Origin of the sequence: Curtobacterium sp. LFS084, from assembly GCF_047977705.1 — a bacterium.
Lineage (GTDB): Bacteria > Actinomycetota > Actinomycetes > Actinomycetales > Microbacteriaceae > Curtobacterium.
Window position 1 is genome coordinate 1 of sequence record NZ_JBFPFM010000008.1, and the last position, 15,182, is coordinate 15,182.

Consider the following 15,182-nt stretch of genomic DNA (forward strand, 5'->3'; position numbering starts at 1 on the left):
GGCGCGGTCCCGCGGGCGCGAGCGCGGGCACCTCGGGCGAACTCGGGCACGGCCGGCGACGACCGCGCCGTCCGGCGGCGAGCGTCGCGGGCGTGACGTGCCGAGCCGACGGACGCATGCCGTGGACGGACGCGCACGGCGGCCGGGAGGCGCGTGACCGGGCCGACCCGCGCCTCCAGGACCACGGACGGGCACCGCTCGACGGGCGCGACCTACGGGATCGGGACGGGCGTCACACCCAGTGGGGCCAGGCCCGCCGCGCCGCCGTCGGCGGCGGTCAGCACCCAGATGCCGTCGGCGTGCACCGCGATGCTGTGCTCCCAGTGCGCCGCGTCCGAACCGTCGAGGGTACGGACCGTCCAGTCGTCGTCGTCCGTCGAGCTGTCGATCGCGCCGGCCGTGACCATCGGTTCGATCGCCACGACGAGCCCGGGCTTGACCACCGGGCCGGCGCCGCGCACGCGGTAGTTGAACACCGGCGGGCCCTCGTGCATCGAACGTCCGATGCCGTGGCCGGTGTAGTCCTCGACGATGCCCCACGCACCGGTCTCGTCGATGGCGTCCTCGATGACGGCGCCGACCTCGTGCAGGTGCTTCGCGTGCGCGAGCGCGGCGATGCCGTGCCAGAGCGCACGCTCGGTGGTGTCGCAGAGCGTCTGCCGAGCCGCGGTGACCCCGGCGTCACCGCCCGGTACGACGACCGTGAACGCACTGTCACCGTTCCAGCCGTCGACCTCGGCTCCGGCGTCGACCGACACGACGTCGCCCGGCTGGAGCACGCGCTCCCCGGGGATGCCGTGCACGATCTCGTCGTTCACGGACACGCACAGCGTGTGCCGGTAGCCCGGTACCAGCTGGAAGTTCGGGATCCCGCCGCCCTCACGGATGGTCCGCTCGGCGATCGTGTCCAGCTCCAGCGTCGTGACACCGGGACGGATCGCCGCACGGACGGCCGTCAGCGCGTCGTGCGTGAGCAGCCCCGGGCGCACCATCGCGCGGAGCTCGTCCGGCGTCTTGTAGATCGACGGCTTGCGGAAGCGCACCACGCTCGTGTCAGACGCCCGCGGTCAGCCCACGTGCGGACAGCGCGGCCTGGATCCGGTCCCCGACCTCGTCGATGCTGCCGAGGCCGTCCACGTCGAGGACGAGCCCACGCTCGCCGTACGCGCCGACGATCGGTGCGGTCTGCTCCGTGTACACCTGCTGACGACGACGGATGGTCTCCTCGTTGTCGTCGCTCCGGCCCTGCTCCTCGGCACGCTTCAGCAGCCGGCCGACGAGCTCGTCCTGGTCGGCGACGAGCTGGATGACCGCGTCGATGCCGGTGCCCTGCTCGGCGAGCAGCGCGTCGAGGTACTCGACCTGTCCGACCGTGCGGGGGTACCCGTCGAGCAGGAAGCCGTGCTCGGCGTCCGCCTCGTGCAGGCGGGACTTCACGAGTTCGTTCGTGAGCGAGTCGGGGACGTAGTCGCCCGCGTCCATGATCGCCTTCGCCTGGACGCCGAGCGGGGTGCCCTCTGCGACGTTCTTGCGGAAGATGTCACCCGTCGAGACGGCGGGGATCCCGAACGCGTCGGCGATGCGACCGGCCTGGGTGCCCTTCCCGGCTCCGGGAGGTCCGACGATGATGAGACGTGCGCTCAACGGAGAAGCCCTTCGTAGTGACGCTGCTGCAGCTGCGAGTCGATCTGCTTCACGGTCTCGAGGCCGACACCCACGATGATGAGGATGCTCGCGCCACCGAACGGGAAGTTCTGGTTCGCACCGAAGAACGCAAGCGCCGCCAGCGGGATCAGTGCGATGAGACCGAGGTACAGGGAGCCGGGCAACGTCACCCGGGTCAGGACGTAGTCGAGGTACTCGGCCGTCGGACGGCCGGCCCGGATGCCCGGGATGAAGCCGCCGTACTTCTTCATGTTGTCGGCGACCTCTTCGGGGTTGAAGGTGATCGCGACGTAGAAGTACGTGAACCCGACGATGAGCAGGAAGTACAGGACCATGTAGAACCAGTTGTCACCCGAGGTCAGGTTGTTCTGGATCCAGGTCACCCAGGCCGCCGGCTCGCTGCCGTCGGAAGGCTGGTTGAACTGCGCGACCAGGGCCGGCAGGTAGAGCAGCGACGAGGCGAAGATGACGGGCACGACGCCGGCCATGTTCACCTTGATCGGGATGTACGTGTTGTTGCCACCGTAGGTGCGACGACCGACCATCCGCTTGGCGTACTGCACCGGGATCCGTCGCTGCGACTGCTCGACGAACACGACGGCCATCATGATGACCAGGCCGACGAGGATGACGAACAGGAAGAGCTCGAAGCCGTTCGACTGCTCGATCGCCCAGAGCGCCGAGGGGAACTGCGCCGCGATGGACGTGAAGATCAGGAGCGACATGCCGTTGCCGATGCCGCGCTCGGTGACGAGCTCGCCCATCCACATGATGAGGCCGGTACCGGCGGTCAGCGTGACGACCATGAGCATGATCGCGTACCAGCTGTCGTTCGAGATGATCGACGAGCAGGAGGCCGAGGCGTTGGTGCCGAACAGGGCGCCGGAACGGGCGACCGTGATCAGGGTGGTGGACTGCAGCACGCCGAGCGCGATGGTGAGGTAGCGCGTGTACTGCGTCAGCTTCGCCTGACCGGACTGCCCCTCCTTGTAGAGGGCGTCGAAGTGCGGGATGACCACGCGGAGCAGCTGCACGATGATCGACGACGTGATGTACGGCATGATGCCGAGCGCGAAGACCGACAGCTTCAGCAGCGCGCCGCCGGAGAAGAGGTTGATCAGGTCGTAGAGACCCTGCTGCGACGATGCGCTGGCGAGACAGGTCTGCACGGATGCGTAGTCGACGAACGGCGCGGGGATGTACGACCCCAGGCGGAACAGCGCGATGATCGCGAGGGTGAAGCCGATCTTCTTGCGAAGATCTGGGGTGCGCATGATGCGCGCGACCGCTCTGAACACGAGGACTCCGAACTTCTGGGACCGGCGGCCCGTCGAAGGGCCGTCACCGGTGCGGTCGGCAGGACCGACCTGGCCGGCGGACGCCGACCACTGTCAAGGACACCGTAACGGCGGCCCGGGCGCACACGCACGGGCCGCCGACGGGGGTTACTGGGAGACGGTGCCGCCAGCAGCCGCGATCTTCTCGGCGGCGGACGCCGAGACCTTGTCGACCGAGACCGTCAGCTTCACGCTGATGTCACCCTGACCGAGAACCTTGACCTTCTCGTTCTTGCGGACGGCGCCCTTGGCGACCAGGTCCGCGACGGTGACGTCGCCACCGTTGGGGTAGAGCTCCGCGATCTTGTCCAGGTTCACGACCTGGTACTCGACACGGAACGGGTTCTTGAACCCGCGGAGCTTCGGGGTGCGCATGTGCAGCGGCATCTGCCCACCCTCGAAGCCGACCTTGACCTGGTAACGAGCCTTCTGGCCCTTGGTACCACGGCCGGCGGTCTTGCCCTTGGAGCCCTCACCACGACCGACGCGGGTGCGCGCCTTCTTGGCGCCCTCTGCCGGACGGAGGTGGTGCAGCTTCAGGACCTGCACGCGCTCGTTCTTCTCGTCGCTCATGCGTCGACCTCCTCGACCTTCACGAGGTGCGCGACCGTTGCGACGTACCCGCGGTTCTGGGCGTTGTCCTCACGCAGGACCGTACGGCCGATGCGCTTGAGACCCAGGCTGCGGAGCGTGTCGCGCTGGTACTGCTTCTCGCTGATAACGGACTTCGTCTGCGTGATCTTCAGCATCGCCATCACGCACCTGCCTTCTCGGACGCGGCACGCAGAGCAGCGGCCTCGGCCTGGAGCAGACGGTCCGGGACGACCCGGTCGACGGGGAGACCGCGACGGCTTGCGACCGCACGGGGCTCCTCGAGCTGCTGCAGCGCCTCGACGGTCGCGTGCACGATGTTGATGGTGTTCGACGAACCGAGCGACTTGCTCAGGACGTCGTGGATGCCAGCGCACTCGAGGACGGCGCGGACCGGACCACCGGCGATGACACCGGTACCGGCAGCGGCCGGACGGAGGAGCACGACGCCGGCAGCGGCCTCGCCCTGCACCGGGTGCGGGATCGTGTTGCCGACGCGCGGGACGCGGAAGAAGTTCTTCTTCGCTTCCTCGACGCCCTTCGAGATGGCGGTCGGGACCTCGCGGGCCTTGCCGTAGCCGACACCCACGAGACCGTTGCCGTCACCGACGACGACGAGCGCGGTGAAGCTGAAGCGACGACCACCCTTGACGACCTTGGAGACGCGGTTGATGGTCACGACGCGCTCGAGGAACTGGCTGTCGCCACCCCGACCGTTGCGGTCGTTGCCACGGCCGCCACCCTGCTGACGGTCACGACCGCCACCACGGCGGCCACGGTTGTCGGCGGAGTCGCGGTTGTTCGATGCCGAACCGGCTGCGGTCTCGACGGGGCGCTCGACGACGGGGACCTCGGGCTCCTTGGCCGCGGGGGCCGTGGTGCTCGTGGCCTCGGCCTCGGTCGCCTCAGCGGCCTCGGTCGTCTCGACGTTGGCGTCTTCGTTCGTGTTCGCGATGTCGCTCACAGGTTCAGCCCTCCTTCACGGGCACCGTCGGCGATCGCGGCGACGCGACCGGCGTACTTGCTACCACCGCGGTCGAAGACCACGGCCTCGACGCCAGCGGCCTTCGCGCGCTCGGCGAGGAGTTCGCCGACACGACGGGCCTTGGCGGTCTTGTCGCCGTCGAACGTACGGAGGTCGGCCTCCATCGTCGACGCGCTGGCCAGCGTGTGGCCCTTGGCGTCGTCGATGACCTGGACGAACACGTGACGCGCCGAACGGGTGACAGCGAGACGCGGACGGGCCTCGGTGCCGGTGATCTTCTTGCGGAGGCGGTTGTGACGGCGCGCCTTGGCGGCCGACTTGCTCTTCCCTCGTGTCTTGAGGAGACCCATGATCACTTACCTGACTTTCCGGCCTTGCGGCGCACGATCTCGCCGGCGTAGCGGACACCCTTGCCCTTGTAGGGCTCGGGCTTGCGCAGCTTGCGGATGTTTGCAGCGACCTCGCCGACGGACTGCTTGTCGATGCCGTTGACGGTCAGCTTGTTGTTGCCCTCGACGGCGAAGCTGATGCCCGCGGGCGGCTCGACCGTGATCGGGTGGGAGTAGCCGAGCGCGAACTCGACGTTGTTGCCCTTCGCCTGCACGCGGTAACCGGTGCCGACGACCTCGAGGCCCTTGGAGTAGCCCTGGGTCACGCCGACGATGTTGTTCGCGATGAGGGTGCGGGTCAGGCCGTGGAGCGCACGCGAGCTGCGCTCGTCGTCCGGTCGGGTGACGAGGACCTGGTTCTCCTCGACCTTGGCCTGGATGGGCTCCGCGACGACGAGCGCGAGCTCGCCCTTCGGGCCCTTGACCGCGACGTTCTGACCGTCGATGGAGACGGTCACGCCAGCGGGGATGTCAATGGGAAGACGTCCGATACGAGACATTGTCGGTCACCACACGTAGGCGAGGACTTCCCCACCCACGCCCTTCTGCTCGGCTTCGCGGTCGGTGAGCAGTCCCGACGAGGTCGAGAGGATCGCCACGCCGAGGCCACCGAGGACCTGGGGGATCTCCGTCGACTTCGCGTACACCCGGAGACCGGGCTTCGAGACGCGCTTGATGCCGGCGATCGAACGCTCGCGCTCGGGGCCGTACTTCAGGTCGATCGTGAGGGTCTCGCCCACGCGGGCGTCTTCGATCTTCCACTCGCTGATGTAGCCCTCGCGCTTGAGGATCTCAGCGATGTTCTTCTTCAGCTTGGAGCTGGGAAGCGAGACGGCGTCGTGGTGCGCCGAGTTCGCGTTCCGCAATCTGGTCAGCATGTCTGCGACCGGATCGGTCATCGTCATGATGGTCGTCCATTCTTCGCCTGGTTTCGACACCCGTTCCACGAATGCCGACCTGAGCGATCGGGTGATCCCGGGGCGGTTCCCCTTGATCGGTGTGTTCGTGCGTGCGGGCCGGAGGACGTGAATCCTCCGGCCCGCACCGCCCGAAGTATCTTAGACCGTCTGCTCGGCAGAACGGAACGGGAACCCGAGCTGGCGGAGCAGCGCGCGGCCCTCGTCGTCCGACTTCGCGGTGGTCACGACGGTGATGTCGAAGCCACGCACGCGGTCGATGCGGTCCTGGTCGATCTCGTGGAACACGGACTGCTCCGTGAGACCGAACGTGTAGTTGCCGTTGCCGTCGAACTGCTTGTCGCTGAGACCGCGGAAGTCGCGGATGCGGGGCAGTGCGAGGGTCACGAGACGGTCGATGAACTCCCACGCGCGGTCACCACGGAGGGTGACGTGCGCGCCGATGGCCTGGCCCTCACGCAGCTTGAACTGCGCGATGGACTTGCGGGCCTTCGTGACCTGGGGCTTCTGACCCGTGATCGCCGTGAGGTCCTTGATGGCCCCCTCGATGATCTTCGAGTCGCGAGCGGCCTCACCGACACCGGTGTTCACGACGACCTTGACCAGGCCGGGGACCTGGTTGACGTTCGCGTACCCGAACTGCTCGGTGAGGGCAGCCTTGATCTCGTTCTTGTACTTCTGCTTGAGGCGCGGCTCGACCTTGGTCGCCGGCGCGGCAGTCGTGTCGGTCATCAGAGCTTCTCACCCGACTTCTTGGCGTAGCGGACTCGGACGGTCTTCTTGACGCCGTCCTTCTCCACCTCTTCGTTGCGGAAACCGACGCGGGTCGGCTTCTTGGTCTTCGGGTCGACGATGGCGACGTTCGACACGTGGATCGGAGCCTCGTGCTGCTCGATGCCACCGGTCTTCGAGCCGCGCTGCGTCTGGCCGACGCGGACGTGCTTCGTGACGAAGTTCACGCCCTCGACGACGACGCGGTTCTTGTCCTTGAGGACCTCGATGACCTTGCCCTGCTTGCCACGGTCACCGCCGCGCTCCTGCTTGGCACCCGTGATGACCTGGACCAGGTCACCCTTCTTGATGTTCGCCATGGCTTACAGCACCTCCGGCGCGAGCGAGATGATCTTCATGAACTTCTTGTCACGGAGCTCGCGACCGACCGGACCGAAGATGCGCGTACCGCGCGGGTCGCCGTCGGCCTTGAGGATCACTGCCGCGTTCTCGTCGAACTTGATGTAGGAGCCGTCCTGACGACGGGTCTCCTTCTTGGTGCGAACGATGACCGCCTTGACGACGTCACCCTTCTTCACGTTGCCGCCGGGGATGGCGTCCTTCACCGTGGCGACGATGACGTCACCGAGACCGGCGTAGCGACGACCCGAGCCACCGAGCACGCGGATGGTCAAGATCTCCTTGGCACCCGTGTTGTCGGCGACCTTGAGGCGGGATTCCTGCTGAATCACTGCTGTCTCCTATTCCGAAGTAGGCCTGGGCCTACTTGGCCTTCTCGAGGATCTCGACCAGGCGCCAGCGCTTGGAAGCGCTGAGGGGACGGGTCTCGCTGATCACGACGAGGTCGCCGACACCAGCGGTGCCGAGCTCGTCGTGGGCCTTCACCTTGGACGTCCGACGGATGATCTTGCCGTAGAGCGCGTGCTTCACGCGGTCCTCGACCTCGACCACGATGGTCTTGTCCATCTTGTCGCTCGTGACGTAGCCACGACGCGTCTTGCGGTAGCCGCGAGCGGAGGCGGCGGAGGTCTTCTCTTCGTTCGCCATTACTTCTCCTCGGCGGTCTCGGCCTCGGCCGACTCAGCCGGCTTCTCAGCCTTCTTGGTCGTCTTCTTGGCCTTGGGGGCGGTCTCGACGGGCGCGGGGGTGGCACGGATGCCGAGCTCGCGCTCGCGGAGGACGGTGTAGATGCGAGCGATGTCGCGCTTGACGGCACGGAGACGACCGTGGCTCTCCAGCTGGCCGGTGGCCGACTGGAAGCGGAGGTTGAAGAGCTCCTCCTTGGCCTTCTTCAGTTCGTCAGCAAGACGCTCGTTCTCGAACGTGTCGAGCTCCGTCGGACGGAGCTCCTTGGAACCGATCGCCATTATGCGTCGCCCTCCTCGCGCTTGATGATGCGTGCCTTGAGGGGCAGCTTGTGGATTGCACGGGTCAGCGCCTCGCGGGCGATGTCCTCGTTGACGCCGGAGAGCTCGAAGAGCACACGGCCCGGCTTGACGTTGGCGACCCACCACTCGGGGGAACCCTTACCGGAACCCATGCGGGTCTCGGCCGGCTTCTTCGTGAGCGGACGGTCCGGGTAGATGTTGATCCACACCTTGCCGCCACGCTTGATGTGACGCGTCATGGCGATACGAGCGGACTCGATCTGACGGTTGGTCACGTAAGCGGGCGTGAGCGCCTGGATGCCGTAGTCACCGAACGACACCTTGGTGCCACCGGTGGCCTGGCCCGAACGCTTCGGGTGGTGCTGCTTGCGGTGCTTGACTCGACGGGGAATAAGCATGGTTACGCCTCAACTCCTGCGCCGGCCGGCGCGTCCTGCGGAGCCTGCTGCTGGCGTCCACCGCGGTCGCCGCCACGGCGGTCGCCGCGCTCGCCACGGGGGCCGCCACGACGCTCGGGGCGCGACGAACGCTGGTTCGCCTGCTCGCGAGCGAGCTCCTTGTTCGTGATGTCGCCCTTGTAGATCCAGACCTTCACGCCGATGCGGCCGAACGTGGTCCGGGCCTCGTAGAAGCCGTAGTCGATGTTCGCGCGGAGCGTGTGCAGGGGCACGCGGCCCTCGCGGTAGAACTCCGAGCGCGACATCTCGGCGCCGCCGAGACGACCCGACACCTGGATGCGGACACCCTTGGCGCCGGCGCGCTGTGCACCCTGCAGGCCCTTGCGCATGGCGCGACGGAACGCGACACGAGCGGAGAGCTGCTCGGCGATGCCCTGCGCGACGAGCTGAGCCTCGGTCTCGGGGTTCTTGACCTCGAGGATGTTCAGCTGGATCTGCTTCTTGGTGAGCTTCTCGAGCTCCCCACGGACGCGCTCCGCCTCGGCGCCACGGCGACCGATGACGATGCCCGGACGCGCGGTGTGGATGTCCACGCGGACGCGGTCACGGGTGCGCTCGAGCTCGATGCGGGCGACGCCGGCACGGTCGAGGGTCTTCTTCAGGTACTCGCGCACCTTGATGTCCTCGGCCACGTAGTCGGCGTAGCGCTGACCCGGCTTCGTGCTGTCGGTGAACCAGTGCGAGACGTGGTCCGTCGTGATCCCGAGACGGAAGCCGTACGGGTTGACCTTCTGGCCCATTACTTGCTCGCCTTCTTGCTCGTCGCGGCAGCCTCGACCTCATCCGGCGTCGCGAGGACGACCGTGATGTGGCTGGTGCGCTTGTTGATGCGGAAGGCGCGGCCCTGGGCGCGCGGCTGGAACCGCTTCAGGGTCGTGCCTTCGTCGACGAAGACGCGGCTCACGTAGAGGTCGCGCTCGTCGAGGAAGCTGTTCGTCGAGTCCGCCTTCACCCGGGCGTTCGCGATCGCCGAGGCGACCAGCTTGTACACGGGCTCCGAAGCGCCCTGGGGGGCGAACTTCAGGATGGCGAGGGCCTCGTGGGCCTGCTTGCCGCGGATCAGCTCGATGACGCGACGGGCCTTCTGAGGCGTGACGCGGATGTGTCGCACGCGTGCGATCGACTCCACCATTTCGTTCCTCCTCTGCGTCGCCGCCTTAGCGGCGACGGCCCTTCTTGTCGTCCTTCACGTGACCACGGAAGGTGCGGGTCGGCGCGAACTCGCCGAGCTTGTGACCGACCATCGACTCGGTGACGAACACCGGGATGTGCTTGCGGCCGTCGTGCACGGCGATCGTGTGCCCGAGCATGTTCGGGATGATCATCGAGCGACGCGACCAGGTACGGATCACGTTCTTGGTGTTGGCCTCGTTCTGCGTGACGACCTTGCGGAGCAGGTGCTCGTCGACGAAGGGGCCCTTCTTCAGACTGCGTGGCATCTTCTGAACTCCTACTTGCGCTTCTTGCCGGCGTTACGGCGACGGACGATGAGCTTGTCGCTCGGCTTGTTCGGCTTGCGCGTGCGACCCTCGGCCTGACCCCACGGGCTGACCGGGTGACGGCCACCGGAGGTCTTGCCCTCGCCACCACCGTGCGGGTGGTCGACCGGGTTCATCGCGACACCACGGACGGTCGGGCGGACGCCCTTCCAGCGCATGCGGCCGGCCTTGCCCCAGTTGATGTTCGACTGCTCGGCGTTGCCGACCTCGCCGATCGTGGCGCGGCAGCGGGCGTCGACGTTGCGGACCTCGCCCGACGGCAGACGGAGCTGCGCGTAGGGGCCGTCCTTGGCGACGAGACGCACCGAGGCGCCGGCCGAGCGGGCCATCTTCGCGCCGCCACCGGGGCGGAGCTCGATCGCGTGCACGACCGTACCCACCGGGATGTTGCGGAGCGGCAGGTTGTTGCCGGGCTTGATGTCGGCGCCGGGGCCCTGCTCGATGACGTCGCCCTGCTTGAGCTTGTTCGGCGCGATGATGTAGCGCTTCGTGCCGTCCACGTAGTGCAGGAGCGCGATGCGCGCGGTGCGGTTCGGGTCGTACTCGATGTGTGCGACCTTGGCGTCGACGCCGTCCTTGTCGTGACGACGGAAGTCGATCACGCGGTACTGGCGCTTGTGGCCACCACCGATGTGACGGGTCGTGATGCGACCGGAGCTGTTGCGGCCACCGGTCTTCGGCAGCGGGCGGAGCAGCGACTTCTCCGGCGTCGACCGGGTGATCTCAGCGAAGTCGGCGACCGACGAGCCGCGACGACCGGGGGTCGTCGGCTTGTAGTTACGAATAGCCATGATTAATCCCTTAAGGTCCTCAGCCGACAGCCGTGAAGATGTCGATCGAACCGGACTTGAGCGTCACGATGGCACGCTTGGTGTCCTTGCGCTTGCCCATGCCGAAGCGCGTGCGACGGGTCTTGCCCGGACGGTTCAGCGTGTTGATGCTCGCGACCTTGACGTCGAAGATCTTCTCGATGGCGAGCTTGATCTCGGTCTTGTTCGAGCGGGGGTCCACGATGAACGTGTACTTGCCCTGGTCGATCAGGCCGTAGCTCTTCTCCGAGACGACCGGCGAGATGATGATGTCGCGCGGGTCCTTGTTGAAGCCGCTCATGCGGAGATCTCCTTCGCGGTCTTCGACGCGATGAAGGCGTCGAGTGCGCTCTTGCTGAAGACGAGCGCGTCGGCCTTGAGCACGTCGTAGGCGTTGAGCTGGCCGTACGAGAGCGCGTGGACGTTCGGCAGGTTGCGGATCGACTTGAGCGTGAGCTCGTCGTCCTGCTCGAGCACGATCAGCACGTGCTTGACGGGCGCGACCTTCTCGAGGAGCGTGCGGGCGGTCTTGGTCGACGGCACATCGGCCGCGACGAAGCCCTCCACAGCGGAGATGCGGCCACCGCGGGCGCGGTCCGAGAGCGAGCCGAGCAGAGCAGCGGCGATCATCTTCTTCGGGGTGCGCTGCGAGTAGTCGCGCGGGGTCGGTCCGTGGACGACGCCACCGCCGGTGTGCTCCGGTGCGCGGACCGAACCCTGACGGGAGCGGCCGGTGCCCTTCTGCTTGAACGGCTTGCGACCAGCACCGCGGACCTCGCCGCGGTTCTTGGTCTTGTGGGTGCCCTGACGCGCGGCTGCGAGCTGCGCGGTGACGACCTGGTGGATCAGCGGGACGTTGGTCTCGACGTCGAAGAGCTCGGCGGGGAGCTCGACGGAGCCGGACTTGACGCCCGATGCGTCGAGGACGTCGATCGTGGTTGCGGTCGTGGTGGCCATGATCACTTACCCTTCACGGCGGTGCGGACGAAGACGGAGCGACCGCGAGCACCGGGGACGGCGCCCTTGACGAGCAGCAGACCCTTCTCGGCGTCGACGGCGTGCACCGTGAGGTTGAGGACGGTCACACGCTCGCCACCCATGCGACCGGCCATGCGCATGCCCTTGAAGACACGCGACGGGGTCGACGAAGCACCGATGGAACCGGGCTTGCGGTGGTTGCGGTGGGCACCGTGCGAAGCGGACACACCGGCGAAGCCGTGGCGCTTCATGACACCGGCGAAGCCCTTGCCCTTGGAGGTGCCGACGACGTCGACCTTCTGGCCCGCCTCGAACGTGTCGACGGTGAGCTCCTGGCCGAGCGAGTACTCAGCGGAGTCGTTGGTGCGGATCTCCGTGAGGGTGCGGCGCGGGGTGACCCCGGCGGCCTCGAAGTGGCCGGCGGCCGGCTTGTTGACCTTGCGCGGGTCGATGGCGCCGGCGGCGATCTGGATCGCCTCGTAGCCGTCGCGCTCGACGTTGCGGATCTGGGTGACCACGTTGGGGCCGACCTCGATCACGGTGACGGGGATGAACTTGTTGTTCTCGTCCCACACCTGGGTCATCCCGAGCTTCTTGCCGAGGAGGCCCTTGACGGTCTTGGTTGAGTTCGCCATCAGTCCAGCCCCCTTACAGCTTGATCTCGATGTTGACGTCGGCCGGGAGGTCGAGTCGCATGAGCGAGTCGACGGCCTTCGGCGTCGGGTCGACGATGTCGATGACCCGCTTGTGCGTGCGCTTCTCGAAGTGCTCGCGCGAGTCCTTGTACTTGTGGGGAGAACGGATCACGGTGACCACGTTCTTCTCGGTGGGGAGCGGCACCGGGCCGACCACGGTCGCACCGGCACGGGTCACCGTGTCGACGATCTTCCGGGCCGACGTGTCGATGACCTCGTGGTCGTACGACTTGAGCCGGATGCGGATCTTCTGTCCCGCCATGTGTCTCTTTGTCCTCTCTGCGCCGCGCACCCTCGGGCCGCCTGACGCCGCCGTCACCGTGCATTCCTGCAGGGCTTGGCTGTTTTCTGTGAACCAACCGGCCGCATCCGCTGGGGATGACCGCTGTTCTCGTGTCAACCGCGCGGAGCGACCTGGGCCGTTCAGCGTGGGCATGTCGTCTCCCGCACGGTCCGGGCACAGCAGTGCCCGTCACGCTTGGTGGGGAGTCGATCGTGTTCTGCTGCCTGCGGCCCAACCCAGCCCTGCTGGACAGGGGGGTTGTGCACTGCCAGAGCAGTGATCCTGCGCACGCGAACGCGCGCGGAATTCGGAACCGGACAAGTCTCGCATAGGCACGGCATCCGTGCAACCCGGGCGTGTCGCGATTCACGGGCGTGTCGGAACGGGCCGGTTCCCGCGGATCCATGCGGATCGACGGCCAGGAGGCGCGGCTCGCCCCGTCACGCAGCATGCCCTCCGGAGCGGGTCCGGAGGGCAGGTGGCGAACGGTCGTTCCGGACTACTCGGCGACGACCGGGGGGACGAACCACGGCGGGAAGACCGCGACGCGCGGTGCGTGTCCGCCGTGGTCCTTGAGGACCGCCTTGACGCTCTGGCGGACGCGGTCGTTCGGGACGCCGATCACCGCGACGGCGGAGAACGGCACGCTCGGGCCGGCGAGCAGCTCGAGGCCGTGCATCTCCGGGTCGGTGAAGTCCGTGCGACGGATGAGGTTGGTCGCGGCCTCGGGTCCGACGGCGAACCGGACGTCGTCGGCGTCGGCGTCCTGGTCGGCGACGATGACCGACGCCCCGAAGGCCGACACCGGCACGACGAGCATGATGTACTCCGTCGCGCGGGTCCGGCGGGCCGCGTCGGACCACCGCTCCCCCTCGGCGCCGGTGCGGAGCTCGTCCCAGCGCGTCGCGTCGGGCGACAGGGTGAAGGGCACGTGCGCGGCGACCGGCGAGCCGTCGGGGGCCGTCGCGGCGGCGCGGGCGGCCCGGGCCTCGGCGGAGGCGACGTCGACGACGGGCGTCACGGCGTCCGACGCGAGGATCGCACCGGACCCCACGATGTCGTCGAGGTTGTCCACGTGGGTCACGTGGTGCGCGCGGAGCGAGGCGAAGTCACGCGCCTCCGGCAGGTCGGGCACCGGGGACCGCAGCGAGGACGCCGGGGCCGCCGCCTGACCGGGGACGGTCCGGAGCGAGGTGGTGATCCGGGTGCGGCGCGGGGTCGGGGTGGTGGGGGTCTCTGCCGCCTCGCGCTGGCGTGGCGCGCAGATGTCGCAGAGTTCGGTGGGGAATCCGTGGATGCACTCGTCAGTCACGACTGGTGGGGTCCTTCCGTGCCCGGGTGGGGGTGTTCGGGCACGAGGTCCAACGGTACGTCATCGCAGCCCCTTCCCGGTCACTGTCGGTAGAGCAGTGCGCGGACCTCGGACTCGGCGGCGTGGGTCCGTGCCGGGTCGATGGTCTCGCCGTGGTGGTAGGCGTCGATGAGGCGAGGGTCGATGTAGCTCTGTCGACACACCGTCGGGGTGTTGCCGAGTTCCTCGCTCGCGACCTTGACCGCGTGCGACACGGCCTTCTTCCGCTTCGCGTCGGACGGCTGCGGGCCGGTGACCGCCAGGTCGACCGCCGCGGCGACGGTGCCGTGCAGCGTGCGGAAGTCCTTCGCGGTGAACTCCTCGCCCGCCCGGTCCTTGACGTACTCGTTGATGTCCTCGGCGGAGAGGGGCTCCCACTCGGCGCCGCGCCGCTCGCGGAACGACAGGAGCCGGGCGTTCGGGCCCCGTCGCTTCATGCCGGCGATCACCGTCGCGAGGTCCGGGTCGTGGATCGACGAGGACCACTCCTGGCCGCTCTTGCCCGGGAAGTCCAGCTCGATGTCGTTGCCGGAGACGTGCGCGTGGGCGCAGAGCAGGGTCGACAGGCCCCGGCTGCCGTGCTCGGTGGCGTAGCGCTCCGAACCGACCCGGAGCGAGCCCTGGTCGAGCATCCGGAAGGCCGCGGCCAGCGCACGCTGCTTGTCCGGCTCCGGACGCCGCAGGTCGATGGTGACACCGCGGCGGGCCACCGGCAGGGACTCGGCGAGTGCGAGGGCACGGTCGTACTTGATCCGGTCCATCCGCTCCCGCCAGGAGGGGTGGTACATGTACTGGCGCCGCCCGGCCCCGTCGATGCCGGTCGCGAGGATGTGGCCGTTCTCGTACGGCGAGATCCAGACGTCGTCCCACGCCGGCGGGATGACGAGGTCCTCGAGGCGCTGTCGGACCGCGGGGTCGGTCACGGTAGTGCCGTCCGGGGCACGGTACGAGAACCCACGCCCGCTGCGGACGCGGTGGTAGCCGCGACCGTTGGTCGCGGAGCGGCGGAGACGTGTCACGTCCCCGATGCAACTCGCCACCGCCTGTGACCGGACCCGGTGACGGACGGGAGGCGCGGTGCCAGCCGGCACCGCGCCTCCTGTCC

General features: G+C 67.9%; 25 protein-coding genes. All 25 read right to left on the reverse strand.

What is annotated here, in order from left to right:
• Positions 1–212 precede the first annotated feature (212 nt).
• Entirely contained in the window at positions 213–992 is a 780-nt protein-coding gene (map, locus tag ACNQOV_RS06720; RefSeq protein WP_416393980.1) for a type I methionyl aminopeptidase, read from the reverse strand.
• A 61-nt stretch (positions 993–1,053) separates the two neighbouring features.
• On the reverse strand, positions 1,054–1,644 hold the full coding sequence (locus ACNQOV_RS06725; RefSeq protein ID WP_416393897.1) for an adenylate kinase: 591 nt from the start codon (positions 1,642–1,644) through the stop codon (positions 1,054–1,056).
• Positions 1,641–2,963, reverse strand: a complete 1,323-nt coding sequence (gene secY, locus ACNQOV_RS06730) for a preprotein translocase subunit SecY (RefSeq protein ID WP_022906357.1) — start codon at positions 2,961–2,963, stop codon at positions 1,641–1,643. Before secY ends, ACNQOV_RS06725 begins: the two co-directional genes overlap by 4 nt.
• A gap of 147 nt (positions 2,964–3,110) precedes the next feature.
• Positions 3,111–3,575, reverse strand: a complete 465-nt coding sequence (gene rplO, locus ACNQOV_RS06735) for a 50S ribosomal protein L15 (RefSeq protein ID WP_022906356.1) — start codon at positions 3,573–3,575, stop codon at positions 3,111–3,113.
• The gene (gene rpmD, locus ACNQOV_RS06740; RefSeq protein WP_022906355.1) at positions 3,572–3,757 is read right to left on the reverse strand and encodes a 50S ribosomal protein L30; all 186 of its coding nucleotides are present in this window, start codon (positions 3,755–3,757) and stop codon (positions 3,572–3,574) included. The genes rplO and rpmD overlap by 4 nt, the downstream gene beginning before the upstream one ends.
• Positions 3,757–4,557 carry a 30S ribosomal protein S5 gene (gene rpsE, locus ACNQOV_RS06745; protein ID WP_022906354.1) on the reverse strand — a complete coding sequence of 267 codons (801 nt, stop codon included), beginning with the start codon at positions 4,555–4,557 and terminating at the stop codon, positions 3,757–3,759. Before rpsE ends, rpmD begins: the two co-directional genes overlap by 1 nt.
• Positions 4,554–4,928 (reverse strand): 50S ribosomal protein L18, encoded by a 375-nt coding sequence (rplR, locus tag ACNQOV_RS06750; RefSeq protein WP_031261773.1) that lies wholly within the window; start codon positions 4,926–4,928, stop codon positions 4,554–4,556. Before rplR ends, rpsE begins: the two co-directional genes overlap by 4 nt.
• Positions 4,929–4,930: 2 nt before the next feature.
• On the reverse strand, positions 4,931–5,467 hold the full coding sequence (gene rplF, locus ACNQOV_RS06755; protein ID WP_031261772.1) for a 50S ribosomal protein L6: 537 nt from the start codon (positions 5,465–5,467) through the stop codon (positions 4,931–4,933).
• 6 nt (positions 5,468–5,473) lie between these two features.
• Entirely contained in the window at positions 5,474–5,872 is a 399-nt protein-coding gene (rpsH, locus tag ACNQOV_RS06760) for a 30S ribosomal protein S8 (RefSeq protein WP_022906351.1), read from the reverse strand.
• Between the two features lie 153 nt (positions 5,873–6,025).
• The gene (gene rplE / locus ACNQOV_RS06765; protein WP_022906350.1) at positions 6,026–6,616 is read right to left on the reverse strand and encodes a 50S ribosomal protein L5; all 591 of its coding nucleotides are present in this window, start codon (positions 6,614–6,616) and stop codon (positions 6,026–6,028) included.
• The gene (gene rplX / locus ACNQOV_RS06770) at positions 6,616–6,975 is read right to left on the reverse strand and encodes a 50S ribosomal protein L24 (protein WP_022906349.1); all 360 of its coding nucleotides are present in this window, start codon (positions 6,973–6,975) and stop codon (positions 6,616–6,618) included. Before rplX ends, rplE begins: the two co-directional genes overlap by 1 nt.
• Positions 6,976–6,978: 3 nt before the next feature.
• The gene (gene rplN / locus ACNQOV_RS06775) at positions 6,979–7,347 is read right to left on the reverse strand and encodes a 50S ribosomal protein L14 (protein ID WP_017885523.1); all 369 of its coding nucleotides are present in this window, start codon (positions 7,345–7,347) and stop codon (positions 6,979–6,981) included.
• A gap of 31 nt (positions 7,348–7,378) precedes the next feature.
• Positions 7,379–7,663, reverse strand: a complete 285-nt coding sequence (gene rpsQ, locus ACNQOV_RS06780) for a 30S ribosomal protein S17 (RefSeq protein WP_022906348.1) — start codon at positions 7,661–7,663, stop codon at positions 7,379–7,381.
• A complete protein-coding gene (gene rpmC, locus ACNQOV_RS06785; RefSeq protein WP_022906347.1) occupies positions 7,663–7,983 on the reverse strand; it encodes a 50S ribosomal protein L29 in 321 nt (106 codons plus the stop codon). Before rpmC ends, rpsQ begins: the two co-directional genes overlap by 1 nt.
• The gene (rplP, locus tag ACNQOV_RS06790) at positions 7,983–8,402 is read right to left on the reverse strand and encodes a 50S ribosomal protein L16 (RefSeq protein ID WP_022906346.1); all 420 of its coding nucleotides are present in this window, start codon (positions 8,400–8,402) and stop codon (positions 7,983–7,985) included. The genes rpmC and rplP overlap by 1 nt, the downstream gene beginning before the upstream one ends.
• A gap of 2 nt (positions 8,403–8,404) precedes the next feature.
• Positions 8,405–9,202: a 30S ribosomal protein S3 gene (gene rpsC, locus ACNQOV_RS06795; RefSeq protein ID WP_022906345.1), complete on the reverse strand. Its 798-nt coding sequence runs from the start codon at positions 9,200–9,202 to the stop codon at positions 8,405–8,407.
• Positions 9,202–9,594, reverse strand: coding sequence for a 50S ribosomal protein L22 (gene rplV, locus ACNQOV_RS06800; protein ID WP_022906344.1), 393 nt, complete (start codon positions 9,592–9,594; stop codon positions 9,202–9,204). Before rplV ends, rpsC begins: the two co-directional genes overlap by 1 nt.
• A gap of 25 nt (positions 9,595–9,619) precedes the next feature.
• Positions 9,620–9,901 (reverse strand): 30S ribosomal protein S19, encoded by a 282-nt coding sequence (rpsS, locus tag ACNQOV_RS06805; protein ID WP_022906343.1) that lies wholly within the window; start codon positions 9,899–9,901, stop codon positions 9,620–9,622.
• 11 nt (positions 9,902–9,912) lie between these two features.
• Positions 9,913–10,752, reverse strand: coding sequence for a 50S ribosomal protein L2 (gene rplB / locus ACNQOV_RS06810; RefSeq protein WP_022906342.1), 840 nt, complete (start codon positions 10,750–10,752; stop codon positions 9,913–9,915).
• Between the two features lie 19 nt (positions 10,753–10,771).
• Positions 10,772–11,071, reverse strand: a complete 300-nt coding sequence (rplW, locus tag ACNQOV_RS06815) for a 50S ribosomal protein L23 (protein ID WP_022903283.1) — start codon at positions 11,069–11,071, stop codon at positions 10,772–10,774.
• Positions 11,068–11,727, reverse strand: a complete 660-nt coding sequence (gene rplD / locus ACNQOV_RS06820; protein WP_031261771.1) for a 50S ribosomal protein L4 — start codon at positions 11,725–11,727, stop codon at positions 11,068–11,070. The genes rplW and rplD overlap by 4 nt, the downstream gene beginning before the upstream one ends.
• A gap of 2 nt (positions 11,728–11,729) precedes the next feature.
• Positions 11,730–12,383 carry a 50S ribosomal protein L3 gene (gene rplC / locus ACNQOV_RS06825; protein ID WP_022906340.1) on the reverse strand — a complete coding sequence of 218 codons (654 nt, stop codon included), beginning with the start codon at positions 12,381–12,383 and terminating at the stop codon, positions 11,730–11,732.
• A 13-nt stretch (positions 12,384–12,396) separates the two neighbouring features.
• Positions 12,397–12,705, reverse strand: coding sequence for a 30S ribosomal protein S10 (rpsJ, locus tag ACNQOV_RS06830; protein ID WP_022903286.1), 309 nt, complete (start codon positions 12,703–12,705; stop codon positions 12,397–12,399).
• 520 nt (positions 12,706–13,225) lie between these two features.
• Complete coding sequence (locus ACNQOV_RS06835) at positions 13,226–14,038, reverse strand: DarT ssDNA thymidine ADP-ribosyltransferase family protein (protein ID WP_402266715.1); 813 nt, start codon at positions 14,036–14,038, stop codon at positions 13,226–13,228.
• Between the two features lie 80 nt (positions 14,039–14,118).
• Entirely contained in the window at positions 14,119–15,096 is a 978-nt protein-coding gene (locus ACNQOV_RS06840; RefSeq protein ID WP_022906338.1) for a DNA topoisomerase IB, read from the reverse strand.
• Between the last annotated feature and the right edge of the window lie 86 nt (positions 15,097–15,182).

Coding starts and splice junctions, on each gene's coding strand:
- rplF (WP_031261772.1), bottom strand. CDS start 5,467: ATGTCTCGTATCGGACGTCTTCCCATTGACATCCCCGCTGGCGTGACC.
- rplE (WP_022906350.1), bottom strand. CDS start 6,616: ATGACCGACACGACTGCCGCGCCGGCGACCAAGGTCGAGCCGCGCCTC.
- rpmD (WP_022906355.1), bottom strand. CDS start 3,757: ATGGCGATGCTGAAGATCACGCAGACGAAGTCCGTTATCAGCGAGAAG.
- rpmC (WP_022906347.1), bottom strand. CDS start 7,983: ATGGCGATCGGTTCCAAGGAGCTCCGTCCGACGGAGCTCGACACGTTC.
- rpsJ (WP_022903286.1), bottom strand. CDS start 12,705: ATGGCGGGACAGAAGATCCGCATCCGGCTCAAGTCGTACGACCACGAG.
- rplR (WP_031261773.1), bottom strand. CDS start 4,928: ATGGGTCTCCTCAAGACACGAGGGAAGAGCAAGTCGGCCGCCAAGGCG.
- rplD (WP_031261771.1), bottom strand. CDS start 11,727: ATGGCCACCACGACCGCAACCACGATCGACGTCCTCGACGCATCGGGC.
- rpsQ (WP_022906348.1), bottom strand. CDS start 7,663: ATGGCGAACGAAGAGAAGACCTCCGCCGCCTCCGCTCGCGGCTACCGC.
- rpsS (WP_022906343.1), bottom strand. CDS start 9,901: ATGCCACGCAGTCTGAAGAAGGGCCCCTTCGTCGACGAGCACCTGCTC.
- rplB (WP_022906342.1), bottom strand. CDS start 10,752: ATGGCTATTCGTAACTACAAGCCGACGACCCCCGGTCGTCGCGGCTCG.
- rplV (WP_022906344.1), bottom strand. CDS start 9,594: ATGGTGGAGTCGATCGCACGCGTGCGACACATCCGCGTCACGCCTCAG.
- rplW (WP_022903283.1), bottom strand. CDS start 11,071: ATGAGCGGCTTCAACAAGGACCCGCGCGACATCATCATCTCGCCGGTC.
- rplP (WP_022906346.1), bottom strand. CDS start 8,402: ATGCTTATTCCCCGTCGAGTCAAGCACCGCAAGCAGCACCACCCGAAG.
- rpsC (WP_022906345.1), bottom strand. CDS start 9,202: ATGGGCCAGAAGGTCAACCCGTACGGCTTCCGTCTCGGGATCACGACG.
- rplX (WP_022906349.1), bottom strand. CDS start 6,975: ATGGCGAACATCAAGAAGGGTGACCTGGTCCAGGTCATCACGGGTGCC.
- rplO (WP_022906356.1), bottom strand. CDS start 3,575: ATGAGCGACGAGAAGAACGAGCGCGTGCAGGTCCTGAAGCTGCACCAC.
- rplC (WP_022906340.1), bottom strand. CDS start 12,383: ATGGCGAACTCAACCAAGACCGTCAAGGGCCTCCTCGGCAAGAAGCTC.
- rpsH (WP_022906351.1), bottom strand. CDS start 5,872: ATGACGATGACCGATCCGGTCGCAGACATGCTGACCAGATTGCGGAAC.
- map (WP_416393980.1), bottom strand. CDS start 992: ATGGTGCGCCCGGGGCTGCTCACGCACGACGCGCTGACGGCCGTCCGT.